Annotated in this window: 31 protein-coding genes; 9 read left to right on the forward strand and 22 right to left on the reverse strand. The window is 68.6% G+C overall.

The window, feature by feature from the left end; all coding sequences use genetic code 11:
- Positions 1–99 precede the first annotated feature (99 nt).
- The 4 genes from BLT45_RS07385 to rlmJ form a co-directional block, all read right to left on the reverse strand.
- Positions 100–372: a DUF4242 domain-containing protein gene (locus BLT45_RS07385; RefSeq protein ID WP_093298675.1), complete on the reverse strand. Its 273-nt coding sequence runs from the start codon at positions 370–372 to the stop codon at positions 100–102.
- Positions 373–457: 85 nt separating this feature from the next.
- The gene (locus BLT45_RS07390; protein WP_093296954.1) at positions 458–1,006 is read right to left on the reverse strand and encodes a GNAT family N-acetyltransferase; all 549 of its coding nucleotides are present in this window, start codon (positions 1,004–1,006) and stop codon (positions 458–460) included.
- Between the two features lie 55 nt (positions 1,007–1,061).
- Positions 1,062–2,012 carry a DUF808 domain-containing protein gene (locus BLT45_RS07395; RefSeq protein WP_093296956.1) on the reverse strand — a complete coding sequence of 317 codons (951 nt, stop codon included), beginning with the start codon at positions 2,010–2,012 and terminating at the stop codon, positions 1,062–1,064.
- A gap of 67 nt (positions 2,013–2,079) precedes the next feature.
- Positions 2,080–2,937 (reverse strand): 23S rRNA (adenine(2030)-N(6))-methyltransferase RlmJ, encoded by an 858-nt coding sequence (gene rlmJ, locus BLT45_RS07400; RefSeq protein ID WP_093298677.1) that lies wholly within the window; start codon positions 2,935–2,937, stop codon positions 2,080–2,082.
- Between rlmJ and creB the strand changes: the two genes are divergently transcribed.
- From creB to BLT45_RS07435, 7 genes are all read left to right on the forward strand, one after another.
- Positions 2,936–3,646: a two-component system response regulator CreB gene (gene creB / locus BLT45_RS07405; RefSeq protein WP_093296959.1), complete on the forward strand. Its 711-nt coding sequence runs from the start codon at positions 2,936–2,938 to the stop codon at positions 3,644–3,646. The two genes, rlmJ and creB, sit on opposite strands and share 2 nt — an antisense overlap.
- 3 nt (positions 3,647–3,649) lie before the next feature.
- Positions 3,650–5,089, forward strand: a complete 1,440-nt coding sequence (gene creC, locus BLT45_RS07410; protein ID WP_093296962.1) for a two-component system sensor histidine kinase CreC — start codon at positions 3,650–3,652, stop codon at positions 5,087–5,089.
- Positions 5,090–5,219: 130 nt separating this feature from the next.
- A complete protein-coding gene (creD, locus tag BLT45_RS07415) occupies positions 5,220–6,590 on the forward strand; it encodes a cell envelope integrity protein CreD (protein ID WP_093298680.1) in 1,371 nt (456 codons plus the stop codon).
- Between the two features lie 81 nt (positions 6,591–6,671).
- Positions 6,672–7,157 carry a hypothetical protein gene (locus BLT45_RS07420; protein WP_139187956.1) on the forward strand — a complete coding sequence of 162 codons (486 nt, stop codon included), beginning with the start codon at positions 6,672–6,674 and terminating at the stop codon, positions 7,155–7,157.
- A gap of 2 nt (positions 7,158–7,159) precedes the next feature.
- Positions 7,160–7,465 carry a hypothetical protein gene (locus BLT45_RS07425; protein WP_093296967.1) on the forward strand — a complete coding sequence of 102 codons (306 nt, stop codon included), beginning with the start codon at positions 7,160–7,162 and terminating at the stop codon, positions 7,463–7,465.
- Positions 7,466–7,530: 65 nt separating this feature from the next.
- A complete protein-coding gene (locus tag BLT45_RS07430; protein WP_093296969.1) occupies positions 7,531–8,136 on the forward strand; it encodes a GNAT family N-acetyltransferase in 606 nt (201 codons plus the stop codon).
- A complete protein-coding gene (locus BLT45_RS07435; RefSeq protein ID WP_093296971.1) occupies positions 8,133–9,014 on the forward strand; it encodes a carbon-nitrogen hydrolase family protein in 882 nt (293 codons plus the stop codon). The genes BLT45_RS07430 and BLT45_RS07435 overlap by 4 nt, the downstream gene beginning before the upstream one ends.
- A gap of 10 nt (positions 9,015–9,024) precedes the next feature.
- On the opposite strand, the gene BLT45_RS07440 is transcribed toward BLT45_RS07435, so the two are convergent.
- The 18 genes from BLT45_RS07440 to BLT45_RS07520 all read right to left on the reverse strand — a co-directional run bounded on the left by BLT45_RS07440 (position 9,025) and on the right by BLT45_RS07520 (position 25,814).
- Positions 9,025–9,546, reverse strand: a complete 522-nt coding sequence (locus BLT45_RS07440) for a phosphatase PAP2 family protein (RefSeq protein ID WP_093298682.1) — start codon at positions 9,544–9,546, stop codon at positions 9,025–9,027.
- A gap of 7 nt (positions 9,547–9,553) precedes the next feature.
- Positions 9,554–10,699 carry a glycosyltransferase family 4 protein gene (locus tag BLT45_RS07445; protein ID WP_093298685.1) on the reverse strand — a complete coding sequence of 382 codons (1,146 nt, stop codon included), beginning with the start codon at positions 10,697–10,699 and terminating at the stop codon, positions 9,554–9,556.
- 154 nt (positions 10,700–10,853) lie between these two features.
- Positions 10,854–11,270, reverse strand: a complete 417-nt coding sequence (locus BLT45_RS07450; RefSeq protein WP_093296973.1) for a hypothetical protein — start codon at positions 11,268–11,270, stop codon at positions 10,854–10,856.
- 25 nt (positions 11,271–11,295) lie between these two features.
- The gene (locus BLT45_RS07455; protein ID WP_093296975.1) at positions 11,296–11,637 is read right to left on the reverse strand and encodes an MmcQ/YjbR family DNA-binding protein; all 342 of its coding nucleotides are present in this window, start codon (positions 11,635–11,637) and stop codon (positions 11,296–11,298) included.
- Between the two features lie 28 nt (positions 11,638–11,665).
- On the reverse strand, positions 11,666–12,085 hold the full coding sequence (locus BLT45_RS07460; protein WP_093296977.1) for a hypothetical protein: 420 nt from the start codon (positions 12,083–12,085) through the stop codon (positions 11,666–11,668).
- A 65-nt stretch (positions 12,086–12,150) separates the two neighbouring features.
- Positions 12,151–12,807: a DUF2306 domain-containing protein gene (locus BLT45_RS07465; RefSeq protein ID WP_093296979.1), complete on the reverse strand. Its 657-nt coding sequence runs from the start codon at positions 12,805–12,807 to the stop codon at positions 12,151–12,153.
- Positions 12,808–12,940: 133 nt separating this feature from the next.
- Complete coding sequence (locus tag BLT45_RS07470; RefSeq protein ID WP_093296982.1) at positions 12,941–13,372, reverse strand: hypothetical protein; 432 nt, start codon at positions 13,370–13,372, stop codon at positions 12,941–12,943.
- A 5-nt stretch (positions 13,373–13,377) separates the two neighbouring features.
- Positions 13,378–13,773, reverse strand: a complete 396-nt coding sequence (locus BLT45_RS07475; protein ID WP_093296986.1) for a YbjQ family protein — start codon at positions 13,771–13,773, stop codon at positions 13,378–13,380.
- Between the two features lie 48 nt (positions 13,774–13,821).
- Positions 13,822–14,229 (reverse strand): DUF4259 domain-containing protein, encoded by a 408-nt coding sequence (locus BLT45_RS18310; protein WP_175455754.1) that lies wholly within the window; start codon positions 14,227–14,229, stop codon positions 13,822–13,824.
- Between the two features lie 95 nt (positions 14,230–14,324).
- The gene (locus tag BLT45_RS18315; RefSeq protein WP_175455755.1) at positions 14,325–14,681 is read right to left on the reverse strand and encodes a hypothetical protein; all 357 of its coding nucleotides are present in this window, start codon (positions 14,679–14,681) and stop codon (positions 14,325–14,327) included.
- The gene (locus tag BLT45_RS07485; protein ID WP_093296992.1) at positions 14,678–15,646 is read right to left on the reverse strand and encodes an aldo/keto reductase; all 969 of its coding nucleotides are present in this window, start codon (positions 15,644–15,646) and stop codon (positions 14,678–14,680) included. Before BLT45_RS07485 ends, BLT45_RS18315 begins: the two co-directional genes overlap by 4 nt.
- Before the next feature lie 51 nt (positions 15,647–15,697).
- Positions 15,698–16,954, reverse strand: a complete 1,257-nt coding sequence (locus BLT45_RS07490) for a sensor domain-containing phosphodiesterase (protein WP_217629534.1) — start codon at positions 16,952–16,954, stop codon at positions 15,698–15,700.
- Between the two features lie 146 nt (positions 16,955–17,100).
- Positions 17,101–18,312 (reverse strand): erythromycin esterase family protein, encoded by a 1,212-nt coding sequence (locus BLT45_RS07495; protein ID WP_139187957.1) that lies wholly within the window; start codon positions 18,310–18,312, stop codon positions 17,101–17,103.
- A 30-nt stretch (positions 18,313–18,342) separates the two neighbouring features.
- Positions 18,343–19,872, reverse strand: a complete 1,530-nt coding sequence (ppx, locus tag BLT45_RS07500; protein WP_175455756.1) for an exopolyphosphatase — start codon at positions 19,870–19,872, stop codon at positions 18,343–18,345.
- Between the two features lie 36 nt (positions 19,873–19,908).
- Positions 19,909–21,996, reverse strand: a complete 2,088-nt coding sequence (gene ppk1, locus BLT45_RS07505; RefSeq protein WP_093296999.1) for a polyphosphate kinase 1 — start codon at positions 21,994–21,996, stop codon at positions 19,909–19,911.
- Positions 21,993–23,330: a phosphate regulon sensor histidine kinase PhoR gene (gene phoR / locus BLT45_RS07510; protein WP_093297001.1), complete on the reverse strand. Its 1,338-nt coding sequence runs from the start codon at positions 23,328–23,330 to the stop codon at positions 21,993–21,995. The genes ppk1 and phoR overlap by 4 nt, the downstream gene beginning before the upstream one ends.
- A gap of 54 nt (positions 23,331–23,384) precedes the next feature.
- On the reverse strand, positions 23,385–24,074 hold the full coding sequence (phoB, locus tag BLT45_RS07515) for a phosphate regulon transcriptional regulator PhoB (protein WP_093297004.1): 690 nt from the start codon (positions 24,072–24,074) through the stop codon (positions 23,385–23,387).
- 99 nt (positions 24,075–24,173) lie between these two features.
- The gene (locus tag BLT45_RS07520) at positions 24,174–25,814 is read right to left on the reverse strand and encodes a M48 family metalloprotease (RefSeq protein WP_093297007.1); all 1,641 of its coding nucleotides are present in this window, start codon (positions 25,812–25,814) and stop codon (positions 24,174–24,176) included.
- Between the two features lie 187 nt (positions 25,815–26,001).
- Between BLT45_RS07520 and grxC the strand changes: the two genes are divergently transcribed.
- Together grxC and BLT45_RS07530 are read left to right on the forward strand one after the other, a co-directional pair.
- Complete coding sequence (gene grxC / locus BLT45_RS07525; protein WP_254771804.1) at positions 26,002–26,292, forward strand: glutaredoxin 3; 291 nt, start codon at positions 26,002–26,004, stop codon at positions 26,290–26,292.
- Positions 26,289–26,684, forward strand: a complete 396-nt coding sequence (locus BLT45_RS07530; RefSeq protein WP_093297010.1) for a carboxymuconolactone decarboxylase family protein — start codon at positions 26,289–26,291, stop codon at positions 26,682–26,684. The genes grxC and BLT45_RS07530 overlap by 4 nt, the downstream gene beginning before the upstream one ends.
- The last annotated feature ends 67 nt before the right edge of the window (positions 26,685–26,751 follow it).

Genomic DNA, 26,751 nt, shown 5'->3' on the forward strand with positions numbered 1-26,751 from the left:
AAACAACGGCAGCGCCGGACACCGTGGGGTGCCCAGCGCGAAGGGACGCGCAGTGTACCAACAGCCCTGCGGGCGGCCTTCACCGCCGCGCGCGACGCCTCATTCGGCGGTCAGCGGATCGATGATGGCCACCACAGGCGAGATGCGATCGGCGGGAAATCCGCCGCGCAGCGCGTGTTCCCGCACGAGCGCTTCGCTGGGCGCGCGGTAGACGCAGTAGACCTTGTCGTCGGTGACGTAGCTGTGCTCCCACTGCACCTGCGGGCCGAGGTCGGCCAGCACGCCGCAGGATTTCCGGGAAACCGCCTTCAGTTCGGCGGGGGTCATCAGGCCGGCGCCTTCGATGTCGCGTTCGATCAGATAGCGGGGCACGGGGAACTCCAACGCGTGGCGGGGGCCACGGCCATGCCTTCGACTACGCGGAAACCGCCGGCGCGCGCCGACCGCCGGTCGGCGGTCAGGGATCTTCGTTGAGATCCAGCACCACCCGCACCAGGCCCGCGCCGTCGGCCTCGCGCACGCGCTTGAAGCCCAGCGACTGGGCGAGCTGCAGCATGGGTTCGTTGCTGTCCAGCACGTCGCCGTACAGGCGGTCCAGCTTCTTCGAACGCGCCCACTTGGCCAGCTTGCGCATCAGGTGGCGACCCAGTCCCTGGCCGGCGATGAAGTGGCTGACCAGGATGGCGAATTCGGCATCGCGGGTGCGCGCCACCATCGAGGCGCGCGCGACCGCGCCCACCAGTGCCTCGCCCGGCGGAAGCGGTTCGGCGGCGACCAGGGCGAACTCGGTGTTGGGATCGGGGTGGGTCAGGCGCTGCGCCATATCCGGCGTCAGCTCCTTCAGCGCGTAGAGGAAACGCTGACGTATCTCTTCCGGGCCCAGCAGGCCGAACGCGCCCTGGATGGGGCCGGCGTCCTCCGGGCGGATCGGGCGGATCAGCAGTTCGCGCCCGCTGGGCAGGCGGAAGTGTTCATGCCAGGGCGGCAGGCGTTTCGGCGCGGTCATGGGCGGATGCTCGCATGAAATCCGGAGGATCGGCGAGGGCCGTCGGGCATGCGGTTCAGGCGGCGTGGCGTTTGCCGCGCATGCGCTGGATGGCCGTGACCACGGCGAGGATGACGGCGCCCGCCACCACCCCCACGCCGGCATTGAACAGGTTTTCCCACAGCACGCCCCAGCCGCCCGTCACGTAGGGCGCGATGACGTGGTGGAGCGCCGGGATGCTGTGGACCAGGATGCCGCCACCGACCAGGAACATGGCGGCGGTGCCGGCGATGGAGAGGAACTTCATCAGGTAGGGCGCGCTGCGCAGGATGCCGCGGCCGAAAGCGCGCTTGAAGCGCGCCCAGCCGCTCTCGCGCGTGTCGACAGTCAGCGCTAGGCCCGCATCGTCCAGCTTCACGATGCCGCCCACCAGGCCGTACACGCCCACGGTCATGATCGCCGCGATGGCGACCAGCGTCAGCACCTGCTCCAGGAAGGTGCGGCCGCCCAGCGTGCCGAGCGAGATCACGATGATCTCGGCCGAGAGGATGAAGTCGGTGCGGATGGCGCCGCGGATCTTGTCCTTCTCGAACGCCACCATGTCGACGTTCTCGTCCTGCACGGCGGCCAGGCGCTGGGCATGCTCCTGCTCGTCCTCGCCCTTGTGCAGGAACTTGTGGGCCAGCTTCTCCACGCCCTCGAAGCACAGGAAGGCGCCGCCGATCATCATCAGCGGCGTCACCAGCGGGATGGTGTAGCCGCGGCCGTGCAGCCAGGTTTCCAGGGCGCTGATCGCCAGCGCGGCGGGCACCAGGATGGCCTTGTTGACCATCGACCCCTTCGCCACCGCCCAGACCACCGGCAGCTCGCGGTCGGCCTTCACGCCGGTGACCTGCTGGGCATTGAGCGCCAGGTCGTCGCCGAGCACGCCCGCGGTCTTCTTCGCGGCCACCTTCGTCATCACGGACACATCGTCCAGCAGGGTGGCGATGTCGTCGATCAGGGCGAACAGGCTGGATCCGGCCATGGAGAAGGTCTGTGTCGTCGTGGGGAGGGGCCGATTCTCGCACAGGCCCGTGGAGGCGCCGTGCGCGTCAGCTCGCGGCCCGCAGCCATTCCAGCCGGTGGCTTGCCCCGGCCTCGCCGAGGTGGGTGGCGAGCACGGGGAGGATCGGGGCCAGGGCCGCGTCCAGTTGCCAGGGCGGATTGATCACCAGCATGCCGCTCCCGTTGAGGCGCAGCGGCGAGTCGTCGGGCCGTACCTGCAGTTCGGCCACGAAGGCGCCCTTGGAGGGCAGTGCCGCCATCTTGCGGAAGAACGGCAGCAGGCTGCGGCGCTGCTTGATCGGATACCACACGGCATAGGTGGCGGCGGGCCATCGTTCCAGCGCATCGCGCAGGGCCGCGGTGATGGCGGGATACTCGGCGTCCTGCGCTTCGTACGGCGGGTCGATCAGCACCAGGCCGCGGGCGATCCGCTGGCTGCCCGCGCGCGGCGGCAGCAGCGCCTTCATCGCGGCGTAGCCATCGCGCGCATGCACCGCGACGCGCTCGTCATGGGCGAACAGGTCCTTCAACGCGCTGGCCTCTTCCGGCTGGAGTTCGCAGGCCGCCAGCCGGTCCTGCGCGCGCATCGCCTGCGCGACCAGCAACGGCGAGCCCGGGTAGGCCACCAGCGCACCGACCGGGTTGTTGGCTTCCACCGCGCGCAGGTACCGCTCGGCCAGCTCGGGCAGGCGGGGCACGCCAGCCAGCTTGAACACGCCCTCGTCGGCCTCGGAGGTCTTGCGGCTTTCCGCGCCGCCCAGCAGGTAGCGGCCGCGCCCGGCATGGGTGTCCAGCACGAAGAACGGCGCATCCTTGCGCTTCAGCGCATCCACCATCGCCAGCAGGACGAGGTGCTTGAGGACGTCGGCGTGGTTGCCGGCGTGGAAGGCATGGCGGTAATTCATGGCGCGCAGCATATATGCTTGCGCCATGCCGCGCGTATTGATTGCCGAAGACGAAACCGCCATCGCCGATGCCGTGCTGTACGCGCTGCGCAGCGAGGGCCTGGAGGCCGACCACTGCCTGCTGGGCCGCGAGGTCGCCGCGCGTGTGCGCGCCGGCGGCGTGGACGTGGTGGTGCTCGATGTCGGCCTGCCCGACATCAGCGGCTTCGACGTGTGCCGCGAGCTGCGCGGGTTCAGCGACGTGCCGGTGATCTTCCTCACCGCGCGCAACGACGAGATCGACCGCGTGCTGGGCCTGGAGCTCGGCGCCGACGACTACGTCACCAAGCCGTTCTCCCCGCGCGAACTGGTGGCCCGCGTGCGGGCGCGCCTGCGCCGCGTGGGCGGCACGGCGACGGTGCCGGCGGGCGAATGGGTCCTGCGCGGCGCCTTCGCGATCGACCGCGAGGGGCACCGCATCCGCTACCACCAGCAACTGCTCGACCTGACCCGTTACGAATACGCCGTGCTGGATGCGCTGCTGCAGCGGCCCGGCGCCATCCTCAGCCGCGCGCAGCTGATGGATCGCGGCTGGGACAGCGACGCCGACAGTGCCGACCGCACCGTCGACACGCACGTGAAGACGCTGCGCGCGAAGCTGCGCGCGGCCGGCGCCGACCCCGACCCGATCCGCACCCACCGCGGCCTGGGTTACGCCGTCGAGGCCTGACCGGTGCGGCTCGGGCTGAAGCTGGTCCTGGGTTTCTTCCTGATCGTCGGCATCGCCGCGTTCTTCGTGATGCGGGTGTTCGTCAACGAAGTGAAGCCCGGTGTGCGCCAGGCGATGGAATCCACCCTGGTGGACGCCGCCAACCTGCTGGCCGAAGTGGCTGCCGACGATCTGAAAGCCGGACGCATCGCCGATGGGGGCTTCGCGCGCCACGTGGCGCTCGCACAGCAGCGCGATCCGAAAGCCTGGGTGTGGCGGTTCCAGAAGCGCAGCGTGGACTACCGGGTCACCGTCACCGATGCGAGCGGCGTGGTCGTGTTCGACTCGCAGGGGCGCGACGTCGGTCGCGACAACTCGCGCTGGAACGACGTCTACCGCACGCTGCGCGGCGAGTACGGCGCGCGCTCCAGCCCGGAAGCGCCGGGCGACACCGCGCACACCGTCATGCACGTCGCCGCGCCCATCTACGATCCCGGCGACCGCGCCACGCTGCTGGGCGTGCTCACGCTGTCGCAGCCCAACCGCAGCATCGAGCCCTTCATCGTCGCCAGCCAGCGCAGCATCCTGTTGCGCGGTGCGTGGCTGATCGGCATCTCCGCGCTCATCGGCGTCCTGATGACCTGGTGGCTGGTGCGCGGCATCGGCGGGCTCAACCGCTACGCGCAGGCGGTCAGCGCCGGCGAACCGGTGCCGCCGCCGCGTCCGCGCGCCGACGAGATCGGCGACCTCGGCCGCGCGCTGGAGACGATGCGGCACAAGCTGGCGGGCAAGGCCTACGTGGAACAGTACGTACAGTCGCTGACGCATGAAATGAAGAGCCCGCTGGCGGCCATCCGTGGCGCCGCCGAACTGCTGCAGGAGCCGCTGCCGGAAGCGGACCGCCAGCGTTTCGCCCGCAACATCCAGGCGCAGGAGCAGCGGCTCACCGAGACCATCGACAAACTGCTGGCCTTGGCCGAGGTCGAGCAGCATGGCTGGCTGCAGCGGCGCGAGCGCGTGGATGCCGCCGCGCTTGCCGATGAGGTCGCGCAGGCCGTCGACGACAGGCTGACCCCACGCGGCGTGCACCTGGTGACGGTACCGGTGCAAGGAACTTGGAGCGTGGAAGGCGATGGCTTCCTGCTGAGGCGTGCGCTGGGCAACCTGCTGGACAACGCGATCGCTTTTTCGCCGGCCGGCGGCACGGTCGAGCTGGTCGTCGAGGCCGATGCGGACCAGGTGCGCTTCATCGTGCGCGATCGTGGTCCCGGCGTGCCGGACTACGCGCACGAGCGGGTCTTCGAGCGCTTCTATTCCTTGCCGCGTCCGGACAACGGTCAACGCAGTTCCGGCCTGGGCCTGCCGTTCGTTCGCGAGGTGATGCGCCTGCACGGCGGTGAAGCCACGCTGCGCAACCGGCCCGAGGGCGGCGCCGAAGCCGTCCTGTCGCTCCCCAAGGTGTAGCCGTCCATCGTCGTCATCCCGGCTTTCGCCGGGATGACGGAAGAGCACTTCACACAGTCTTCAAACAGGCCACCTGCCCGTTGCACACGGGCCATGGACGATGCACCGCGTATCCAACCGGGGCATCGACATGAAGTCACTGAAATTGCTGTTGCGTTTCCTCACCATCGGCGGGCTGGTCCTGCTGCTGCTCATTCCCCTGATGATGATCCGGGGCACCATCCAGGAGCGCGAAGCCTACCGGCACCAGGCCGTCGAGCGCGTCATCCAAGGCACGGCCGGCAAGCAGCGCGTGACCGGGCCGATCCGCGTCGTGCCATGGACGGAAGTGCGCCGGATCGAGTGGCTGGACGACAAGGGCATCAAGCGCCTCCGTGAAGACAAGACCACGGGCCATCTGCTGCAGATGCCGAAGACGTTGGAGGTCACCGGCCGCCTGGAACCCGCCGAGCGCGCCGTAGGCCTGTACAAGGTCCGGGTGTACGAATGGCACGCCGATCTTGCCGCCACGTTCGAGTCGGCGCTGCCGGGACCGTCGACCACCGGCGCCGAACGCCAGTACGGCACGCCGTATCTCGTGTTCGGCATTTCCGACGTGCGCGGCGTCGCCGGCACGCCGGAACTGAAGGTCGATGGCGCGGCGCTGCCGCTGAAGTCCGGCACCGGCTATCTCGGTGCACGCCTGGACGGCATCCACGCCGAGCTGCCCGCCGTCGTCGCGGGTCGGGCAGCGGGCCAGCAAGTGGCAATGAAGCTGCTGCTCAAAGGCACCGAATCGCTGTCGGTCGTGCCGCTGGGCGACAACAACGACATCCGTGTCAAATCGAACTGGCCGCATCCGAAGTTCGAAGGCTACTCGCCTACCAGCGAGGTCACCGGAGCCGGCTTCAATGCGACGTGGAAGATCTCGTCGTTGGCCAGCAATGCGCAGAAGCAGCTGCGTGGCGAAGACGGTCAGGACGCGCAGGCCGACCGCATCGTCGACGGCCGCGTGCTCGCCGCGCCGCTGAACAGCAGCGTAGACGCACTGCACGTCAGCCTGGTCGATCCGATCGACGTCTATACGCAGGCCGACCGGGCCAGCAAGTACGGCATCCTGTTCGTGGTGCTGACGTTCGTCGGCTTCGCCCTGTTCGAACTGATCAAGCGCTTGCCCATCCACCCCCTGCAGTACCTGCTGGTCGGCCTGGCGCTGGCGATCTTCTTCCTGCTGCTGCTCAGCCTTTCCGAACACATCGCCTTCTGGCAAGCCTACCTGGTGTCGGCCGCGGCCTGTATCGGCCTGCAGTTCGTCTACCTGTCGGGCGTGCTCCAGAGTTGGCTGCGTGCGGCGGGATTCGCCACCATGCTGACGCTGCTGTATGGCGTGCTTTACGGGCTCTTGGTATCGGAGGACAACGCGCTGCTGATGGGCTCGCTGCTGCTGTTCGGCATCCTGGCCGTGATCATGTGGGTCACCCGCAAGGTGGACTGGTATGCGCTCGGCACGGAACTGCGCTGAGCCATGGCGCGCCGTGCGCGACGCTACCGGGGAAGGACCGCGCTCGCGGTCCTTCTCCTCCTGCTGGCGGTGGGCTGGGCCATGAATCGCGTCCGCATCTACCACCGTGCACAGCAGGTGCTGCCGACCGCCATCGAGACGTCGGGCATGCAGCGCTTCGCGATGTCGCCCGGACAGCTGGAGTGCATGCTGCTGGGCCTGCTGGTGAGGTGCGAGTCGCACGGTGCTGTCGTGCTGGCACTGTCCGATCCCGCGGCCACCGCGATCAAGCGCGACGGACTGGACTACTTCGACGGCGCCACTCGCTCGCGCGGTGTGCTGTCGTCGCGTGGACCGGCGCGCTACGAAGCCTGGCGACCGTCGCCGCTGCCGGAGACGTGGCGCAAGTGGGACGACGGATCCGGCCTGTGGCCGGGCGTCATGCACGTGGACGTCGGCCCCGGCATGCGCCGCAGGCTCTCCGCTGCCTGGCAGGAAGGCGCGTACTTCACCCGTGATACCCGAGGCGGCGCCTGGCTGGTGGTGCTGCCGAGCGAACGCTTGGTCGTCTACAGCTGGTGGGATTGAGCATGACGTTGTTCCTGGGTTCGATCGTCATGTTCTCGCTTCCGTTGGGCGCGCTCGCGCTCGTCGCAGCCGGGGCGGGCTTCTTCTTCCGGGCGGCCCAGCCCCTGATCCTGGCCGCGAGCGCCGTTTGCGTGGCGTGGGCCTGCGTGGGTTTCATGGAGGCCGGCATGTTCGCGCATGTGCTGATCCTGCCGCTGATCATCGCGTTCGGCCTGGCCGTGTGCGCGAGCCTGGCGGTGCGCCGATGGATGGAGCACGGCTACCGACAGGACGCCCTGAGGGCGGCCGAGGAGGTGGACCCCGCTTGATCGCGACGTCCATGGAGGGGTTGTCTCGTCTCGCCCCGGCCGATGGCGTGCGCTAGAGTTCAAGGATGACCTCTGCGCACACCATCGGCCTTTTCCGCGGGCCGGAGATCACGCCCTGGCTGGACGACGTCGCGCGCCTGCGCGTGGCGGTGTTCCGCGACTGGCCTTACCTCTATGAAGGCGACCTCGCCTACGAGCGGGACTACCTCGCGGCGTATGCGGCCTCGCCGGAAAGCCTGTTCGTGCTGGCGATGGAGGATGGGCAGGTCGTCGGTGCGTCCACCGGCCTGCCGCTGGTCGACGACACCGAGGCTTTCCGCCAACCCTTCCTCGACAGCGCCTTCGATCCGGAAGACGTGTTCTATTTCGGCGAATCCGTGCTGCTGCCGGCCTATCGCGGCCGCGGCATCGGCCATGCCTTCTTCGATCATCGTGAAGCGCATGCGCGTGCGTTGGGCCGCTTCGCCTGGACCGCGTTCTGCGCCGTGGATCGCGCGGACGACGATCCGCGCAGGCCGGCCGACCACCGCGGCAACGAGGTGTTCTGGGGCAAGCGTGGCTACGAGCGACACCCCGGCATGACGATGCGCCTGCCCTGGGACGAGATCGGGCACGGCGAGACCGATCACGCACTGACGTTCTGGCTGCGCCCGCTGGAGACCGCACGATGAAAGTGGCCGTTGCCAAATACCCGATCCAGGCACCGGTGGATTTCGCTGCGTTCGCGCAACGCCAGGCGGCCGTGCTGGGCGATGCCGTCGCACAGGGTGCCCGCATCGCCGTACTGCCGGAGTACCTGTCGCTTGAATTGGCGGCCACGTTCGATGCCGCGACGCAGGGCGACCTGCACGCGTCGCTCGCGGCGATCCAGTCGCATCGCGACGCCTGGTTGGCCCTGTACGCGGGGCTGGCGAAGGCGCTGGACCTGCACATCGTGGCCGGCACGTTCCTGTTGGCGCAGGCGAACGGTCGCTACCGCAACCGCTGCGACGTGTTCACCCCACAGGGCGGGCACCTCTGGCAGGACAAGCTGCAACTCACCGGATTCGAGAAGGGGCTGAGCGTCATCGACGGCGGCGATGCGCTGACGGTGTTCGACCTGGGCGGCGTGCGCACCGGCGTGGCCGTCTGCTACGACAGCGAATTCCCCTTGCCCGTGCGCGCGCAGGCCGAGGCCGGTGCGCGCCTGCTGCTGGTGCCCAGCTGCACCGACACCGACGCCGGTGCCACCCGCGTGCGGGTGGGGTGCCTGGCGCGTGCGCTGGAGAACCGCGTGTTCGTGGCCCAGTCGGTGACGGCAGGCGAGGCGGCCTGGAGTCCGGCGCTGGACATCAACACCGGCGAGGCCGCGATCTTCGCGCCGATGGATCGGGGTCTGCCCGCAGACGGCGTGGTGGTGCAGACGTCGGGGAACCAGGTCTGGGCGCTCGCCGATCTCGACCTCGAGGCACTGGAGCGCAGTCGCCACGACGCACAGGTGGCGAACGACCGGGACTGGGCGGGCCAACTGAAGCCCGCGATCACGCGTGCCCGGGTGGACAAGCGCTGACGCGTTCCGATCAACCCAGCAGGCTGACCCCGGGTACCAGCCAGATGGAGAGCGCGGCCAGCGCCGAACCGATCACCGTCGCTGCCAGCACGTCGCTGGGGTAGTGCAGGCCAAGCACCACCCGCGAGGCCGCCACGCAACCGGCGAACGGAATCAGCAGCGGTGCCAGGACCTGGTAGTGCGCCAAGGCGACCAGCGTGAACGCCACCGCATGCAGCGTGTGGCCGGACGGGAAGCTGAATTCGTCCAGCGGCGCGATCCACGCACGGATCCGCACATCGGAAGCGAACGGGCGTGGACGCCGCGTCCAGCGCTTCAGCAGCTTGTACAGCGTCAGTGCGATGACGCCGGTCGCCGCCAGGTGCGCGGAGGCGGCCAGGCCGTCCAAGCCGTCGGCGACGATCAGCGCCGCCATCAGCACGTACCAGAACACCCCGTCGCCCAAGCGGCTGACGATGGCGAAGAAGCGGCGCACGCCGGTCCATTCGCCCCAGCGGTTGGCTCGCAGGCACCAGCCGGTATCCCGGCCCATGAAGGCATTACGCGGCAGCAGCGGACGCATGGTGGCTTCTCCGGGTCAGTGCGAGGTCGGTCAGCAGGGCATCGAAATCGGCGGCGACCTGTTCGGGGCGCAGGGCGCGCATCGCGACGGCGGCGGCATCGCCCATCGCGCGACGTTGTGCCGGGTCGGCGGCCAGGCGTTGGGCGGCGGCCAGGAAAGCGTCGTCGTCGTCGACCGCCGCGCCGTGCGCGCCATCGACCAGATGCTCGCGCGCGGCGCCGTAGTTGAAGGCCACCGTCGGCACGCCGCTCGCCATCGCTTCGAGGGTGACGTTGCCGAAGGTTTCGCTGTGGCTGGAAAACAGGAACAGGTCGCCGCTGGCGAAGTGGCGCGCCAGCGCTTCGCCGCGCTGCACGCCGCAGAAGATGAAGTCGGGACGCTCGAGCGCGAGACGCTCGCGGACCGGTCCATCGCCCACCCAGACGAACTTCGCGGTCGGCTGCTGTTGCCGGATCGCATCGAACGCCCGGATCGACAGGTCCAGGTTCTTCTCGGCGGCGATGCGGCCCACGTAGATCACCACCAGGTCCTCCGGCTGCACGCCCCACTGCGCACGCAGAGCGTCGTCGCGGCGTGCCGGGCTGAAGTGCTGCGCGTCCACGGCGCGTGCCAACCGCATCACGTGCTGGAAGCCCTGCGCCTGCAGGAAGTCGGCCAGCTCGCGCGTGGGCACCAGCGTGGCCTGTGCGCCGTTGTGGAAGCGGCGCATCCAGCGCAGCGCGGTGTGTTCGAGGAAGCGCGCGCCGTAGTCGCGCATGTATTCGTCGAAGCGCGTGTGGAAGCCGGTGGCCACCGGAATGCCCAGCCGGCGCGCGGCGCGCACGGCCGACCATCCCAAGGGGCCTTCCGTGGCCACGTAGATCGCATCAGGCGGAGCGTCCTTCCACTGCGCCAGCAGGCGCCGGGTGGCCGGGAGGCCGAATTTCAGGCCGGGGTAGCGCGGCAGGCTGGCGCCGCGCACCAGCAGCGTGTCGTCCGGCGCCGCGGTCTCGGTCGCCTGCCGCGGTCGCACCAGCGATACCGCGTGACCCCGCTGGCGCAGGCCGGTTTCCAGCCCCTGCACGGTGAGGGCGACGCCGTTGACTTCCGGCGGGTACGTCTCGGTGACGATGGCAAAGCGCATGCGCAGCTCCACGTTTTGCGCATGCTGGGGGCGAGAGATGTAGCCGATGTGTCGGATCGGTGACCGTGGGATGACGGTGTGCGCGGAGGCGCACAAAAGCCACGGTTTCGTTCAGGTATGGCGTGCAGCGACGGGCATCCGGTCGCCGACCGCATTACGTCGCGTGAAGGACGAAGCCGGTGCCACTGCCCGGGAGGCTGGACGTGCAGATGATCGTGTTCGTGGTCGAGCCGACCTCGTCGATCGCCGTGTGCAGCCGATGCAGGATGTCGTCGAAGGCCTTCCGCCTCGCCGGCATAGAGATCTCCCAGGTGACCACCCAGAATTCGTTGTTCTTGCTGCCCTCGATCTTGCCGGCCAGGCCCGGATAGTTCACGCGGGCACGGCAGTCGGCGGCCATCGCATGCTCGAGGAACCGCGCGGAGAAGCTGAAGGTGTGCGTCTCCCCGACCGGCAGCGCGTAGCGGTGGCCCAGGGTCCAGATGCGATGCCGGCGCAGGTACTGCCGATACATCCGCCACCCGAGCGTGGCGAACGCGACCAGCACGCCGATAAGGATGAGCGTCTCCATGGCGCGATCGTACAGGCCTTCGGCGTCAACGCGTCCTGCGTGTGCGCGGCGGTCCCGCATCCTTGTGCACGCGGGTCTCGTAGGCCTTCGTTACCAGCGCCCTGACGACCCCGGGCGTGGCCTTTGCCAACGCGACCCGCAGTCCCAGCACCTTGCTGCCCCAGAACAGCTTCTCGACGGACGCGGGATGCATCGCCAAGGCCTGCTCGCGGTCCTCCTCGCCGAGGAACACATGCACGTGTGTTTCCTCCGGCGGGATGGTCACGAAGATCTTGCCGCGCACCCGGAACGACGAATAGGTGTGGTGAGGCTCTTCGGTGACCGCCTCCAGCGACAGCGCATGTACGCGGACGTCGTCCAGTTTCATCCGGAGCGCCTTGTCGGACCGCGCACCTTCAGGCAGGTCGCTTGCCGCGTGCCAATCGATGTCCCAGCCACGCCATCGGCAGGTAGGCGAGCACCAGGTCCACCACGGTGAACCACAGCGGAGAAGGCAGCATCGCGACGGCGGCGATACCGCCGATCAGGAAGAGCGCGCCCACCGCCCACGCTGGGCCACCGGTGCGCCCGGGCGTGGCCAGGGTGGCGACGAAGGCACCCACGAGCGTGCCCACCGCGTGGGCCAGGAACGGGAACACGAAGTGCTTCGGCTCGAACAGCGGCATCGCCGCCTTCAGGCCTTCGGTGGTGGTGGTGTCCACGCCGGCAGGGGGCGGAATGACATGGCCGCTGAGCATGACCAGCGCCATGTTGACGATGCTGCCGACGAACAACCCGGCGATGACGGCCAGGATCAAACGGAATACACGCTTCATGACAACCTCCGGCAAGGATGCGAGGGACTGCCCGTCGGCGTGGGGCCGGCCGTGACTGAGGGCGACTATAGGCGAGCTTCGGCCGCGCGGGGTCGGGGCGTCCTCAGCGCCGGCCACCAGGTGTACCAGGCTTCCACCGCCAGCAGCGGCAGCACGAAGCACAGCCACTCCCGGGTCACGCCCCGCAATTGCGGGTCCGGCATGAAGGGGAACATCACGTCTTCGGCCTGGCCCATCACCCGCACGATCACGAACGCCACCGCGATCGTGTAGCTGCGCACCACGAAACGTTCGTGCGCCGCGAACGCACGCCGCCGCGCGCACCACCAGGCGGCAGCTGAAAAGGCGACCCACAGCGTCGCGAACAGCACGACGGGGACGCGACGGCCCACGAGATCGAAGGTCAGCCCCAGATAGATCGCAAGCGAGCCGGCGATGAGCGATGCCACCAGGTAAGCGCGTCCCATGCGGCGATGCCACTGCGGCCACCGTAGACGGAAGCGACGACTGAACTGCAGCGGTGGCAGGAGCAGCAGGGGCGTGGCGAAGGTCAGGTGCACGATCAGCGCCCCCGTACGGAATGCCGGCTCTCCGGTCCGGTCGCGTGTCAGCGCGTAATCCAGCTCGCCCCAGAGGAACCAGGTGCTGAGCGACACCAGGATGAGCAACAGCAGGACCTTGAACGGCTTGGCTGGCAGCGCGGTCGGACTCGCAGCGGACATGCGGACGCACCTGGGCGTGGCGAGAGTGCCCTGTCGTTCGTCCTACGTATCGCCGTGGCAGAAACGGTCAGCCGGGCGGACTTCGTGTCAGACCTATGACGCTCAAGCGCCGGTGATGGCCTTTACCCCGCCGTCACCACGCGAACCCTTCCTTCCAGTCGTCCTGCGGCAACCACGTGGTCTGGTCCGGCGACGAAGCATCGATCTGGCCGGCCGCCACGCTGCGCGCCACCAACGGTTCGATGTCCGAGAAGCGGGCGGCGCGGGAGCCGATGGCGGCGCCGAGGAGGTTGTTGTGGATGTCCATGGCATTGGCGCGTTTGCCGCGCCGTTCCATCACGCCGTTGACCAGGTCGATGGCGCGCGCGTCCAGCGTATAGGCCACGACGGCGCTGGCCAGCGTATGCCGGTAGGCATCCAGCGGCCCGTGCCGGCCGCCGGGCAGCGGGCTCTGCAGGACGTGGGACCACGTATAGATCAGCACGAAGGCCGGGTACACCGCCAGCACCAGGGCCAGCAGCACGAGGCGGCGCAGCCAGGGCCGTTTGCGCTTCGACGGCTTCATCGGGTCTAGAAATCCTGCGGTTCGACCACCACGGCCGTGCCGTAGCACAGCACTTCGGTGAGGCCGGCCATCACGTCGGTGGCGTCGTAGCGCACGGCGACGATCGCGTTGGCGCCCAGGTGCCGGGCGTGCTGCAGCATGTCGCGGTAGGTCTCGTCGCGCGCCTGCTCGCACAACTCGGTGTAGATGGTGATGTTGCCGCCGAACAGCGACTGCAAGCCGCCCAGGAAGTTGCCCACGATCGACCGCGAGCGCACGGTGATGCCGCGCACCATGCCCAGGTTGCGGCGGATGCGGTAGCCGGGCAGTTCCATGGCGGTGGTCACCATGGCGTCGCTGAGGTGCAGGCCGGTGGCAGGCGAAGGCGCGTAGGCGGAGGACGAGTTGTAAGGGTCGGTCATCGGGCGTCCAGAAGAGGCGTCGTGCGCAACAGGGCGCGACGCGGTGGATCAGGGGTCGAGGTGGCTGCGGAGTTCGGTGACGACGGCCTGCCAGTCGTGGAGGTCGTCGGTCTCTTCCCACAGTTCCCGCAGTTCGGAGTGGTCGGCCAGGATGCGGGTGAGCGCGTCCCGTGCCTGCGTGGCGAGATCGGCATCGATGGTCGGCTGGATCCGCGCGAGCCAGTCCGCCAGCCCTTCTTCCCGCTGTGCCGCGAACGTAGGGCGTCCGCGCGCTGCGGCCACAATCTCGGCGGCGACGATCGCCAGCGTGGCATCAGGCGCCTCCACGTATTCGGTAGACGTCAGTACGTTGTCCAGCACCTCACGGACCAGCGACAGGTCGCCGCTGTCCAGCAGATCGATCATGAAATCGCCCGCGTCGTCGTTCTCGAACGAGCCGATGCCCCAGGTGCCCATGTGTGGTTCCTCAGTGAATGCGTTACGGTTATTTGGCAGCCGCTGATTGTTCTGACGCATCTTCATGCATCTAATCGGTGTCGTACATGGGACGATTACGCGTTGGCGGTGAGCCAAGCGAACACGGAGAGGGTGAACAAGGAAAAGCCGGCATACATCATGATCGTTGCGAACCGCTTGTAGTGGCGCTCGTTGGGACGCTCGTCGTAGTGGTCTAAGACGATGGATGCCATGATCAGGCAGGCACAGATCACTGCGCCATACATGAACCATGCCGCGCTGCCGTACAGGTGCAGTCCTTTCATGTTGCTGCCGCGCCTGAAGTCGATCGGCAGGTAAAAGTGCTCGTATATCCAGCAGTACGTGCCATACGTGAACAACAGCGTGGCAGTGGCGATCAGGATGATCCTGTCCCGCCTGTCGATCCTGTTGGGTACATGTTTCTTCTTCACGGCACCCGTCCCCCTCGCGCCGCGGTGAACAACGCATACCACTCCTCGCGCGAGAGCTGCACCTCGTCCGCCGCGGCACAGGCCACCAGGCGGACGGCGTCGGTGGTGCCGACGATGGGTTGGATGCCGGCGGGATGGCGCAGCAGCCAGGCGAGCTGGATGGCTTCGGGCGTCACGGCCTTCGCCTCGGCCAGCTGGCACAGCAGTGTCGCCGTCTCGCGCACCACCGGGTCGGAGAACTCGGACGTGCCGGCGAGCTTGCCACTGGCCAGGGGCGACCAGGCCTGCACACGGACGTCGTGCAGGCGGCAATAGTCCAGCGTGCCGGCGGCGGACGCATAGGCATGCCCGGTGGTGTTGGCGACCACGCCCTCGTCGATCAGCGGCAGATGAAGCAGGCTGATCTCCACCTGGTTGGCCACCAGCGGCTGGCGCACATGGCGGCGCAACAACTCGATCTGGCTGGGCGTGTGGTTGCTGACACCGAAGTGCCGCACCTTGCCGCTGGCGTGCAACGTATCGAAGGCGCGCGCGACCTCTTCCGGCTCTACAAGTGCGTCGGGACGGTGCAGCAGCAGGACGTCGAGGTACTCCACGCCCAGTCGCGCCAGGCTGCCGTCCACCGAAGCCACGATGTGGTCATGGCTGAAGTCGTACCGGCCCGGGGTGCCGGGCGGATCGTCGGCGAAGCGGATGCCGCACTTCGATTGCAGGACCATCCGTGCGCGCAGGCCGGGCGAGGCGCGCAGCACGTCGCCGAAGGCCTGCTCGGACTTGCCGCGCGCGTAGATGTCCGCGTGGTCGAACAGGGTGATGCCGTGGGCCAGCGCGGTTTCGACCAGCCGTTGCGCGTTGCGGCGCTCGTCCGCGGTGATCGGCGAGGCATCCCACGCACGGCTCAGGTGCATGCAGCCGTAGCCGATACGGGACGTGGCCAGGCCATCGGCGAGGGGATAGGTCTTCATGGGTGCGGCACGCAGGACGGGAACGGCATCATGCCAGAGCGTCGCACCGTGTCAGTTGCGTTGGCGTTCGGCGGCCAGCTTCTGCTGCAGCGCGTCGGCTTCCAGCGGCCGTGCGAGGTGGTAGCCCTGCACGTCGTCCACGCCGAGCGCCTGCAATGCCTCGAGTTCCGAGGCGGTCTCCACGCCTTCGGCCACCACATGCGACTGGGTCTGGCGGGCGAACTCGATCAGCGCGGCGGCCAACGCACGTCGCGGCGAGTCGGAATCGATGTCGCGGGTCAGGCTGAGGTCCAGCTTGATGATGTCCGGATGGATCGCCAGCACGTGTCGCATGCTGGCGTAGCCTGCGCCGGCATCGTCCACGGCGATGCGCACGCCGGCCTCGCGCAAGGGCGCCAGGCGGTTGTTGAGCAGCCCGTAGTCGTCGACCAGCGAGTGTTCGGTGATCTCCAGCACCACCCGGTGCGGGTCGAGGTCGTCGATGTAGCCATCGATGCCGCCGCTGATGATCGTCTGCGGCGACACGTTGAGGGCCACGTAGAAGTCGCCCGGAATGCCGCGCAGGCCATCCAGCGCCGACAGGATGGCATTGAGTTCCAGACGGACGCCCAGGCCGATCTCGCGCGCCTCGGCGAACCACACGTCGGGCGTGCGCTGCGGTTCCAGCTTGAAGCGCGACAGGCATTCCACGCCGATGATGCGGCGTTCGCTGCTGCGGTAGACGGGCTGGTAGACCACGTGCGGCTGGCCGAGCTCCAGCACGGCGGTGACGCGCGCCACCTTCTCCTCGTGGGCGTGCACGGCATCCAGGTCGCCGTCGATCTGGTAGGCCAGCAGGTCGGCGAAGGCGCGCATCATCTGCAGGTCGCGCTGGCTGAGCGACAGGTTGGAGGCCAGGCTGAAACAGCAGAACGTGCCGTACACGCGGCCATCGCGCAGCTGGATGGGCACACTGAGGTGGGCGCCGATGGGCACCAGCGCGGTCTCGGGGATATGGGCGAGCAGCGGGACGGCCGCCGTATCGGGGATCAGTTGCGGGATCTGGCCTTCGACCACCCGCATGCAGTAGCCCTCTTCGAGCGGACTCGAATCGCCGGGACGGATCGGCGCAGGGTCCAGCCGGCTCACCACATGGCGGAATACCCGGTCGCGGCCGTTGAATTCGGAGACGAAGGCCACGTCCATGTCGAGGTGGCGGCGCACCGCATCCAGCATGCGGTCCACGTTGCGGCCGATCGCGGCGGCGCCGGGGCCGCCCTCCAGCCAGGCGTCGGACAGCAGCTCATCGTGGATTCTTCGATCGATCAAGGCTTCCTCCTGAAGACAGGCGTACGACGAAGTGAACAGCCGTCGGGCCTGCCCCCGCCGCAAAGGCGGACGGGGAGGATGGCGTGGGGACAAATGGGTACGGGCCACGCCGCGGACCTCTCGGCAGGTCCGAGTGTACCTTCATGTCACATAAGGGGAAGTGCCGGGGCCGGCGGGACCTCGATGTCCCCGGCGACATGCAGCGGGGTCTCCAGCGGCAGGATCCAGATGCCGTCGAGCAGGGTCGACCAGTCTGCGGTCAGGGGTCGCGCATAGCCCACGACACGGGACTCTCGGGTGCCCAATCGATGGAGTTGGGCAACGTCCAGAAAGACGCTGGATCGCGATGCATGAGGCGCGGCTTCCAATGTGCCCAACGTCGGCGTGTTCAACGCGAGGCTGCCTTGCCCCGGCCTGCCATGGTGTCCGGATGCCGAGGTGAACCCGATGCTGGCGAGATCAGGGCCGAAGCCGGGCACGAGACGCATGCCGAGGGGAATGCGCTCGGGCTTGTCGGCCAATACGCCTTTCAACGCGTGACGAGTGGCCGTCCAGATGACAATGCGCGGTGCGGGCACGCGCGCCTGGTGCCATGCCACATTCCGCGCCATGGCATCCTCGCGCAGGTTGAAGCCGTCATGCGAGCCGACATCCAGGGCACGCATCAGGGCCCAGGTCATGCGCGCGGTGGCCTTGGACGACACCGTGTCGTGATCAGAGGCCAGGCGTGTCTGGATGGTGGCGAGACACGCGCGCACCTGTGTGCGAAACGCATCATCGAAGGGATGCGTCGCATCGAACTCCCACCGGGTGAAGCGGGCGATCCGGCGTTCGCACATCGTGCGTGAGCGACCCGCGTGGCGGGCGAGCCGGGCGGGCAGCGCCTGTGCCGAATACGTCTGGGTGATGCCGCCTACCTGGACATCCAGACCCTGGACATGGAGTCTCCCCGCCACGACGTCCTGCCAAAGCCAGTCCAGCGTCGGTTGGAACTCGGCGGTACCTGCCCAGAGCGCGCCGACCGCATCCGCCAGCAGTCCGGGTCCCGCATCCCGCGCAGCAAGCTGTTCTTCCAGATGAAGGAACTCATAGACGGGACTCTCGAAATACACGGCGGAGAAGCCGCACCGTTCGACCAGCGCCCGGGTGATGCGTCCTTTGAGGGCAACCGTACGTCCCGCGCCATGGCCCGAATCCTCGCCAAGCAGCACCACGCGCTTGTCGCAAAGTGTGGCGAGTGCGGCCTCAAATGCCTGCTTTTCGTCATCCGATGCATCGCTTGCCTTGGCGGCCGACAGGAAGGTCGCGCACAAGAGCAGGAGCGCAATGGCTACGAAGCGTGACGTACGCGTGTTCATCACGGCCTCCTGCCGTATCAGTGAGGGGCCTCAGGCCACGAACGGCTTGAACGCGATCCCCAGGCCCTGCATGTCTTCGGGCTCGCCCAGCAGGTCCGAGCGCAGCAGCGGGCGTGCGTCGATCCACTTCTTGCTGACCACCAGGTCGAGGCGCTCGCCCTGCGCGGTGAGGTCCAGGCGCGGGATGGCTTCGTTGTCGTGCGAGCGGTGCAGCAGCACGGCCAGCCGCAGCAGCGCGGCCTTGCGCTTGGCGCTGAGCAGCAGGCGGTCGGGCAGGGCGTCGAAGGCGTTCTTCGGGATGCCGCGGCGGTGCGTGCGCACCAGCGCCGCCAGGACCTGCTGCTCCTGGCGGGAGAAACCTTCGATATCGGAGTGCTCCAGCAGGTACGCGCCGTGCACGTGGTACTGGCTGTGCGCGATCACCAGCCCGATCTCGTGCAGGCGCGCGGCCCAGCCGAGCATGCGTGCGTCGTCGTCGTCCAGCCCCCAGCTCTGCTCCACCTGTTCGAACAGGCGCATCGCCGTGGCTTCCACGCGCGCGGCCTGGAATTCGTCGATGCCGTAGCGCTGCATCAGGGCGGCGGTGGACAGGTCGCGCGGGTCGTTGTCGCCGCCGCGGCCCAGCATGTCGAACAGGATGCCTTCGCGCATCGCCGCCTTGCTGACCATCAGGCGTTGCAGGCCCAGCGCTTCGAACGCAGCCTCCAGCACGAGCACGCCGCCGGCGATGATCGGCCGGCGGTCGCTGGACAGGCCGGGCAGGTCGATGTCCTCGATGCGGTCGGCCTGCAGCAGTTTCTCGCGCACCTGCGGCAGTGCCTCGGCGGTGACGGCGCCCTTGGTGAGCTTCATCGCCGCGCAGATCTCGCCGATCGCCTTGTTGGTGCCGGAGGAACCGATGGCTTCCTGCCAGCCCAGGCTGCGGTAAAGCCCGGCGAATTGCTGGAACTCGGCGCCGATCTCGGTGAGCGCTTCCTTCCAGCGCTTGCGCGACAGCTTGCCGCCGGGAAAGAAGCGGCGTGTGCTGGCGATGCAGCCGGCCTGCAGGCTTTCGCGCTCGAGCGTCTCGAAGCCGCGGCCGATGATGAATTCGGTGGAGCCGCCGCCGATGTCGATGACCAGTCGGCGGTGACCGGCCTTCGGCGGTTGCGCATGGGCGACGCCCAGGTAGATCAGGCGCGCCTCCTCTCGGCCGGAGACCACTTCGATCGGCTTGCCCAGCGCGGCTTCGGCCGGCACCAGGAAATCCAGGGGTTCGCGCAGCTGGCGCACCGTGTTCGTCGCCAGAGCACGCACGCGCGCGGCAGGTACGTCGCGGATGCGCTGGCCGAAGCGCGACAGGCAGTCGAGCGCACGCTGGCGGGCGGCGGCGGACAGGCCGCCCTTGCCGTCCAGGCCATCGGCCATGCGCACGGTCTCGCGCAGGCGGTCCACGACGCGCAACTGCCCGAGCACGGAACGCGCGACCACCATGTGGAAGCTGTTCGAGCCCAGGTCGATGGCGGCCAGCATGTCCCCGTCCTGCAACGGCGGGGAGGTGGGGGATGAGAAGGGCACCATGCGCACAGTTTAGCCGGTGGCGGCGCCGCTGGCTTCTTACACTTTCGCCAACAGCGTGCCCTGCGCCGAATGCGGCGCGTCGTCGCCCGGCGTCAGTTTCCGGTAGCTGCCGTCGGCCAGCAGCTCCCAGGCGTTGCAGTTGTCGTCCAGGTAATTCTGCAGGCCGTCCTTGAACACGCGCGCGGCGATGTCCTTGTCGAGGAGGGGGAAGCAGGTCTCCACGCGGTGCAGCAGGTTGCGTTCCAGCCAGTCGGCGCTGGCGCAGTACAGTTCCGGCGAGCCGTCGTTGCCGAACCAGTAGATGCGGCTGTGCTCCAGGAAGCGGCCGACGATGGAGCGCACGCGGATGTTCTCGGAGATACCGGGCACGCCGGGGCGCAGCGCGCAGGCGCCGCGCACGATCAGGTCGATCTGCACACCGGCCTGGGAGGCCGCGTAGAGCGCGCGGATGATGCGCGGCTCGTTGATCGCGTTGATCTTGGCGATGATGCGCGCCGGCTTGCCGGCCTTGGCCAGCTTGGCCTCGCGCTCGATCTTCTTGATCAGGCCGGGGTGCAGGGTGAAGGGCGATTGCAGCAGGCGCTTGAGCTTGGTGGTCGGCGCCAGGCCCGACAGCTGCTGGAACAGCAGGTGCACATCCGTGCCGATGTCCGGGTCGGAGGTGAGCAGGCCGATGTCGGTGTACGCGCGTGCCGTGCCGCTGTGGTAATTTCCGGTGCCCAGGTGCACGTAGCGGCGCAGCTTGCGGCCTTCGCGGCGGACGATGAGCAGCATCTTGGCGTGGGTCTTGTAGCCCACCACGCCGTACACGACCTGCGCGCCGGCTTCCTGCAGCTTGTCCGCCACACCGAGGTTGGCGTCTTCATCGAAGCGCGCCCGCAGTTCCACCACCACGGTGACGTCCTTGCCGTTGCGCGCGGCCTGCACCAGCGCCTCGACGAGCGCGGAGTCCTTGCCGGTGCGGTACAGCGTCTGCTTGATGGCCAGCACATCGGGATCGACGGCGGCCTGCTTGACCACTTCGAGCACGGCTGCGAACGAATCAAAGGGATGGTGCAGCAGCACGTCGCCGTCGGCGACCTTCTCGAAGATCGCATCGCTGTCGCGCAGCGTACGCGGGGTGAAGGCGGGGTACTTCAGTTCGGGGCGCTGCACCAGGTCGTAGACCTGGATGACGCGGTTGAGGTTGACCGGCCCGTTGATGGGGTAGACCGCATTGTCGGGCAGGGCGAAGTTCTGCAACAGCGTGCGCACGATGGGCTTGGGGCAGTCGTGGGCGATCTCCAGGCGCACGGCGGGGCGGTAGCCGCGGCCGACCAGCTCGTCGCGCAGCGCCAGCGCCAGGTTCTCCACTTCCTCTTCGTCGACGACGACTTCGGAGTTGCGGGTCACGCGGAACTGGTAGGAGCCCTTGACCTCCATGCCCGGGAACAGCTCGTCGACGAACACCGACAGCACCGAGGACAGCAGGACGAAGTCGTTCTCGCCGCCGGACACGCGCTGCGGCAGGTGGATGATGCGCGGCAGCGAGCGCGGCGCGCGCACGATGGCCAGATGGCCGGCGCGACCGAACGCGTCCTTGCCCTTCAGCACGACGACGATGTTCAGCGACTTGTTGAGGATCTTCGGGAACGGGTGCGCCGGGTCCAGGCCCAGCGGCGACAGCACCGGCATGATCTCGTTGCGGAAATAGGCGCGCAGCCAGCGCGTCTGCCGCGCGTTCCAGCTGTCGCGGCCGAACACCCGCACGCCGGCTTCGGCCAGGCCCGGGCGGAGGACGTCGTTCCAGCACTTGTACTGCGCATCGACCAGCTCGGCGGCGCGGTCGTGGATCTTGTTGAGCACGGTGGCCGGGCTCATCCCGTCAGCGCCGGGTGGCAGGCCGAAGTCCTGCGCATGGCGGACCGTGGCCGCGCGGATCTCGAAGAACTCGTCCAGGTTGGTGCAGGAGATGCAGAGGAAGCGCAGGCGCTCCAGCAGCGGCACCGACGGGTCCTGCGCCTGCGCCAGCACGCGGAAGTTGAAGTCCAGTTGCGACAGTTCGCGATTGAGGTAGAGCGCGGGATCGCGCAGCACGTCTTCACCGGTCAGGGCGGCGGGCGTCGTGTCGAGGGCGGCGTTCATGCGGTCTGGTCCGTCAGGGCGGGAGTGGGGGCGTCCAGGCGCGGTTCGACGCGCTCGGCGCTGAAATGGACGGCGAAGGTGCTGCCGTGGCCGACTTCGCTTTCGATCTCGAGCCGGGCCTGGTGCAGGTTGAGCACGTGCTTGACGATGGACAGGCCCAGGCCGGTGCCACCGCTCTCGCGCGAGCGGCTGGTCGAGACGCGGTAGAAGCGCTCGGTGATCCGCGGCAGGTGCGAGGACGGGATGCCGTAGCCGGTGTCGCGCACGCTGAGCACGGCACCGTCGCCTTCGCGGGCGAACCGGACCGTGATGGTGCCGCCGACCGGGGTATAGCGCACGGCGTTGCTCACCAGGTTGGAGAACGCGCTGTGCAGTTCCTTGTTGGAGCCGGCCAGGTCCACGCCGGCGTCGTCCTGCACGACGATGGTGTGGCGGCGCTGGCTCAGCGCCTCGGCTTCGCGGCGCAGGGTGGCGAGCATCGGCGCCATCGCGACGTTCTCGTCGGGCAGGCTCTCCTGCGCTTCCAGGCGCGACAGCGTCAGCAGGTCCTCGACCAACTGGGTCATGCGCTGGGACTGCTTCTGCATCTCGCTCAGCATCGGCGCCCAGTCCGGGTACTCGGTGGGCTCGAGCATGTCGAGGTAACCGTGCACGACGGTCAGCGGCGTGCGCAGTTCGTGCGAGACGTTGGCGACGAAGTCGCGACGCATCTGTTCCAGGCGCAGCATCTTGCTGACGTCGCGCGCGACCAGCAGCCAGTGTTGGTCGGAGTAGGGGATCAGGCGCAGATTGAGGCGCAGGTCCGGGTCCACCGGTGAGGCGGCATCGAGCATCGGTTCGGCGTTGCGGCCGGCGGCGAGCCAGTGCGACATCGGCAGCGGCTGCAGGCGGTCGCCGACCGGCGCACCGATGTCGGTGGGGTACTGCAAACCCAGCAGGCTGCTGGCCGCCTTGTTGAACCACTGCACGCGCTGGCTGTTGCGTTCCACCACCACGACGGCATCGGGCAGGGCGGCGGCCGCGGCGCGGTAGGCGCGCAGCATGTCGAGCAGGCGGCGCTTGCGGGTGCGCATTTCGGCCTGGCCGCGGAAGAGCAGGCGGTCCAGTTCGTTCCAGACGCCCTGGCCCTGCGCGGGCTCCAGGCGCTGGCGCGCGGTCAGGCGCAGCAGCACCTTGCGCAACCGCCAGTAGTGCCAGGCCACCACGCCCAGCGCGGCCAGGGTGACCACCGGCCACACGTATCCCAGCAGCAGGCCGACGACCACGGCCAGCGCCAGGATGCCGGCCAGCTGGCCGAGCGTCTTGAACCAGGCGGAACGGATGTGGTGGGGCATGGACCGATTGTGTCAGATGTGTATGACAGCGACGCGCGGGCGCGACGCCCGCGCTTACATCGCCGCGGAGAACCGGTAGCCGGAGCCGCGCACCGTCTGCACCATGTTTTCCAGTCCGTGCGGCTCGAGCGTCTTGCGCAGCCGGCGGATGTGCACGTCCACCGTGCGCTCCTCGACGTAGACGCTGCCGCCCCAGACGTGGTCGAGCAGTTGGGTACGCGAATAGACGCGCTCGGGGTGGGTCATGAAGAAATGCAGCAGGCGGTACTCGGTCGGGCCGATCGGTACCGGCGTATCGCCGGCGAACACGCGGTGGGCGGCGCCGTCGATGCGCAGGTTGCCCACCGCGACGCTGCCGTCTTCGTCGTCGTCGCGGGAGCGGCGCATCACGGCGCGGATGCGGGCCAGCAGCTCGCGGGCCGAGAACGGCTTGACCACGTAGTCGTCGACGCCGGCCTCGAGCCCGCCGACGCGGTCGTTCTCTTCGCCACGGGCCGTCAGCATGATGATCGGCACGTCCCGGGTCATGGCGTCCTTGCGCCAGCGGCGGGCCAGCTCGAGGCCGCTGGTGCCGGGCAGCATCCAGTCCAGCAGGATCAGGTCGGGGACGCGGTCGGCGATGGCGTTCTGGGCTTCGCGGGCGTCGCCGGCATGGATGGGCTCGTATTCGCCCTTGCGCAGGGCGAAGGCCACCATGTCGCGGATGGCGGGTTCGTCGTCGACGATCAGGATGTGCTTCTGCACGCGGCGTCCGGTGGCGTAGGGGTCTGCGCCAGTAGACGACAATTTTATGACGATTACATGACGGGCCGCCGGGCTGTCACAAGGACCGCCGGGTGGGGTTCAGCGGCGCTCGACGTCCGGGTCGCGGATGCCCTGGCGACGGAGTTCCAGCACCTCGGGGGTGATGGCGGCGATGCGGGCGTCGACCCGGGCGCGGGCGTAGTAGTCCAGGTCGCTCTGCTTCTTGAGATTCTGCAGCTGGATCAGGGCCTGTTCCGGGCGGCCGTTGAGGTAGGCGGCCTCGGCGTAGGCCTCGCCGGCGCGCGCGGTGTCGCCGGCCAGTTCATTGGCCCGGGCGAACTGCTGCTGGAAGACCGGGTCGTCGCCCGCCCGCGCCATCAGGGGGCGCAGCACGGCCTGGGCGCGGCGCCCGGCCTCGGCGCCACCCTGTTCGTTCAGCACCTTGGCGTAGGTCAGGGCCACCGGGCGGTTCTGTGGCAAGCGCTGGACCAGGGCGTCGAAGCGCCGGTTCGCGGCGGCGGTCTCACCGGTCCGGGATTCGGCTTCGCCCAGGGTCAGGGACACCCACAGGCTGTCCGGGTAGTCGTCCTCCAGGCGGCGCAGTTCGGTCAGGGCGGTGCGGACATCGCCGCCCTGCAGATGGGCGACCGACAGGCCATAGCGTTGCGGGCCCCCCAGCGGCTTGCCGGTCTGGCGGCGCAGGGTCTCGTACTCGCGCACGGCGGCCGACGGGGTGTCGGCACTGAGCGCGCGCAGGCGCTCGCGGGCCCAGTCGAACTCGCCGGTGTCGCCCTGGCTGAAGGCGAGCGAGGGCAGGGTGACCGGGACCGGCAGCAAGGGGTTGTCGCTGCGTGTCTCGGGCAGGGTGATGCCGCGGCGGTCGAAGCGTTCCACGCGTTCGCCCCCCGGGACGGCGGTGACGGTGGTGACCTGTTCGCCGCGCAGCTGGTCGGCGCGCTGGCGCGCTTCGCTGATGCGGGTGGTGGTGACGGGGTGGGTCTGCAGGTAGTCGGGGATGGCCTCGCGGCCGCTGCCGCGCGCGACCCGGGTGGCCTGCTGCAGCTTGGAGAAGAAGCCGGCCATCGCGTCGATGTCGTAACCGGCGCGCGACAGCGTGCGGATGCCGACCCGGTCGGCCTCGGATTCGTTGGAGCGGGTGTAGTCGATCTGCCGCTGCTGCATGAGGCCCATCGCCGAGGCGATGGCCGCCTGCGAAGCATCGGCGCTGGAGTTGCCGCCGGCGGCCTGCGCCAGCACGATGGCGCCCAGCATCCCCAGCAGGATCGGCACCTGGTCGCGTTGCGCACGTTCCACCCCGCGCAGCACGTGCTGCTGGGTGACGTGCGCGATTTCGTGGGACAGCACCGCGGCCACTTCGTCCTCGCGGTCGGCCGTCAGCACCAGGCCGGCGTTCATGCCGATGTAGCCGCCCAGCGTGGCGAAGGCGTTGATCTGCCGGTCGCGCATCATGAAGAAGGTATAGGCCTGCTGTGGGTTGTCGCTGTCGGCGCCGAGCCGGTTGCCGACGGTCTGCAGCCAGTCAGCGACCAAGGGGTCTTCCAGCAGGTACCCGTAGTTGCGCAATTCGCGCAGCATCATGCCGCCGTACTGGGCCTGGCGCGCCGGGGTAAGCAGCTCGCCGGCGGAGGAACCGATGTCCGGCAACCGGCTGTCCTGCGAAGCCGCCAGCGGCGCCGCGAGGACCAGGGTCAGGGCAGTGGCGAGCAGCAGTGGGCGCAAATGGAGGCTCCGTGGCGGATAATGACGCCGTCATCAGGATGACCGGTCGATGATCCGGGCGAGTGAATACGTGGTTAACCGGACCAGTACCGGTCCGCACTGTTCCATGTCGCCGTCTGGAACCCGACCGGCTCGGCCCGATATCGAGTGCGACCACAGTACGTCCTTTTCGTTCCGGAGAATTCCCTTGAGCGACAGCCCGCAAGGCGCCACGGCGCCGGAAATCACCCTCTACAGCACGGCGATCTGCCCGTACTGCGTGGCCGCGAAGAACTTCCTGAAGAGCAAGGGCCAGGCCTGGACCGAGGTGCGCATCGACCTGGACCCCGCCGAGCGCGAGAAGATGATCGCCAAGGCCAAGCGCACCAGCGTGCCGCAGATCTTCGTGGGCGACGTCCACGTGGGCGGTTACGACGACATGATCGCGCTGCATCGCGCGGGCAAGCTCGACGCCCTGCTGGCGGGAGGCGCCGCATGAGCGCCGCCGACGACAGCCAGGACCGCGTGAAGGCGTTCACCGAATTCCGCCAGCGCATGAACAAGCGCATCCTGGACGAACCGAACCAGGTCGTGCGCCGCTTCTTCGCGCTGGACACGCAGACCTACCAGGAAGGCGCGCTGGACGTGAAGACCAAGGAGCTGCTGGGCCTGGTCGCCTCGATGGTGCTGCGCTGCGACGACTGCATCAGCTACCACGTCGCGCAGTGCAAGGAGGCGGGGGTGACCCGGGAGGAATTCTTCGAGACCTTCTCCGTGGGCCTGGTGGTGGGTGGTTCGATCGTCATCCCGCACCTGCGCCGCGCCGTGGATTTCCTGGACCAGTTGGAGGGCGGCGACGCCGCTGCACCGGCGGCCCACGACCACGGCTGAGGCGTTTCGCCCGGCCCTTGCGCCGGGCGTCAGACCATCGTCGATTTGGGGCCCCGAGGGGCGCTCG

Source organism: Pseudoxanthomonas sp. CF385, from assembly GCF_900104255.1.
Classification (GTDB): domain Bacteria; phylum Pseudomonadota; class Gammaproteobacteria; order Xanthomonadales; family Xanthomonadaceae; genus Pseudoxanthomonas_A.

What these genes read in the sequence shown, in the direction of transcription:
- BLT45_RS07455 (WP_093296975.1), bottom strand. Translation starts at nt 11,637, where the DNA reads ATGAAACTGGACGACGTCCGCGTACATGCGCTGTCGCTGGAGGCGGTC.
- BLT45_RS07450 (WP_093296973.1), bottom strand. Translation starts at nt 11,270, where the DNA reads ATGGAGACGCTCATCCTTATCGGCGTGCTGGTCGCGTTCGCCACGCTC.
- BLT45_RS07445 (WP_093298685.1), bottom strand. Translation starts at nt 10,699, where the DNA reads ATGCGCTTTGCCATCGTCACCGAGACGTACCCGCCGGAAGTCAACGGC.
- BLT45_RS07430 (WP_093296969.1), top strand. Translation starts at nt 7,531, where the DNA reads ATGACCTCTGCGCACACCATCGGCCTTTTCCGCGGGCCGGAGATCACG.
- BLT45_RS07485 (WP_093296992.1), bottom strand. Translation starts at nt 15,646, where the DNA reads ATGAAGACCTATCCCCTCGCCGATGGCCTGGCCACGTCCCGTATCGGC.
- BLT45_RS07475 (WP_093296986.1), bottom strand. Translation starts at nt 13,773, where the DNA reads ATGACCGACCCTTACAACTCGTCCTCCGCCTACGCGCCTTCGCCTGCC.
- BLT45_RS07435 (WP_093296971.1), top strand. Translation starts at nt 8,133, where the DNA reads ATGAAAGTGGCCGTTGCCAAATACCCGATCCAGGCACCGGTGGATTTC.
- BLT45_RS18310 (WP_175455754.1), bottom strand. Translation starts at nt 14,229, where the DNA reads ATGGGCACCTGGGGCATCGGCTCGTTCGAGAACGACGACGCGGGCGAT.
- BLT45_RS07470 (WP_093296982.1), bottom strand. Translation starts at nt 13,372, where the DNA reads ATGAAGCCGTCGAAGCGCAAACGGCCCTGGCTGCGCCGCCTCGTGCTG.
- BLT45_RS07425 (WP_093296967.1), top strand. Translation starts at nt 7,160, where the DNA reads ATGACGTTGTTCCTGGGTTCGATCGTCATGTTCTCGCTTCCGTTGGGC.
- BLT45_RS07495 (WP_139187957.1), bottom strand. Translation starts at nt 18,312, where the DNA reads ATGAACACGCGTACGTCACGCTTCGTAGCCATTGCGCTCCTGCTCTTG.
- BLT45_RS07465 (WP_093296979.1), bottom strand. Translation starts at nt 12,807, where the DNA reads ATGTCCGCTGCGAGTCCGACCGCGCTGCCAGCCAAGCCGTTCAAGGTC.
- creB (WP_093296959.1), top strand. Translation starts at nt 2,936, where the DNA reads ATGGCGCGCAGCATATATGCTTGCGCCATGCCGCGCGTATTGATTGCC.
- phoR (WP_093297001.1), bottom strand. Translation starts at nt 23,330, where the DNA reads ATGCCCCACCACATCCGTTCCGCCTGGTTCAAGACGCTCGGCCAGCTG.
- ppx (WP_175455756.1), bottom strand. Translation starts at nt 19,872, where the DNA reads ATGGTGCCCTTCTCATCCCCCACCTCCCCGCCGTTGCAGGACGGGGAC.
- BLT45_RS07440 (WP_093298682.1), bottom strand. Translation starts at nt 9,546, where the DNA reads ATGGGCCGGGATACCGGCTGGTGCCTGCGAGCCAACCGCTGGGGCGAA.
- rlmJ (WP_093298677.1), bottom strand. Translation starts at nt 2,937, where the DNA reads ATGAATTACCGCCATGCCTTCCACGCCGGCAACCACGCCGACGTCCTC.
- BLT45_RS07390 (WP_093296954.1), bottom strand. Translation starts at nt 1,006, where the DNA reads ATGACCGCGCCGAAACGCCTGCCGCCCTGGCATGAACACTTCCGCCTG.
- BLT45_RS07460 (WP_093296977.1), bottom strand. Translation starts at nt 12,085, where the DNA reads ATGAAGCGTGTATTCCGTTTGATCCTGGCCGTCATCGCCGGGTTGTTC.
- BLT45_RS07395 (WP_093296956.1), bottom strand. Translation starts at nt 2,012, where the DNA reads ATGGCCGGATCCAGCCTGTTCGCCCTGATCGACGACATCGCCACCCTG.
- creD (WP_093298680.1), top strand. Translation starts at nt 5,220, where the DNA reads ATGAAGTCACTGAAATTGCTGTTGCGTTTCCTCACCATCGGCGGGCTG.
- BLT45_RS07420 (WP_139187956.1), top strand. Translation starts at nt 6,672, where the DNA reads ATGAATCGCGTCCGCATCTACCACCGTGCACAGCAGGTGCTGCCGACC.
- BLT45_RS07530 (WP_093297010.1), top strand. Translation starts at nt 26,289, where the DNA reads ATGAGCGCCGCCGACGACAGCCAGGACCGCGTGAAGGCGTTCACCGAA.
- ppk1 (WP_093296999.1), bottom strand. Translation starts at nt 21,996, where the DNA reads ATGAACGCCGCCCTCGACACGACGCCCGCCGCCCTGACCGGTGAAGAC.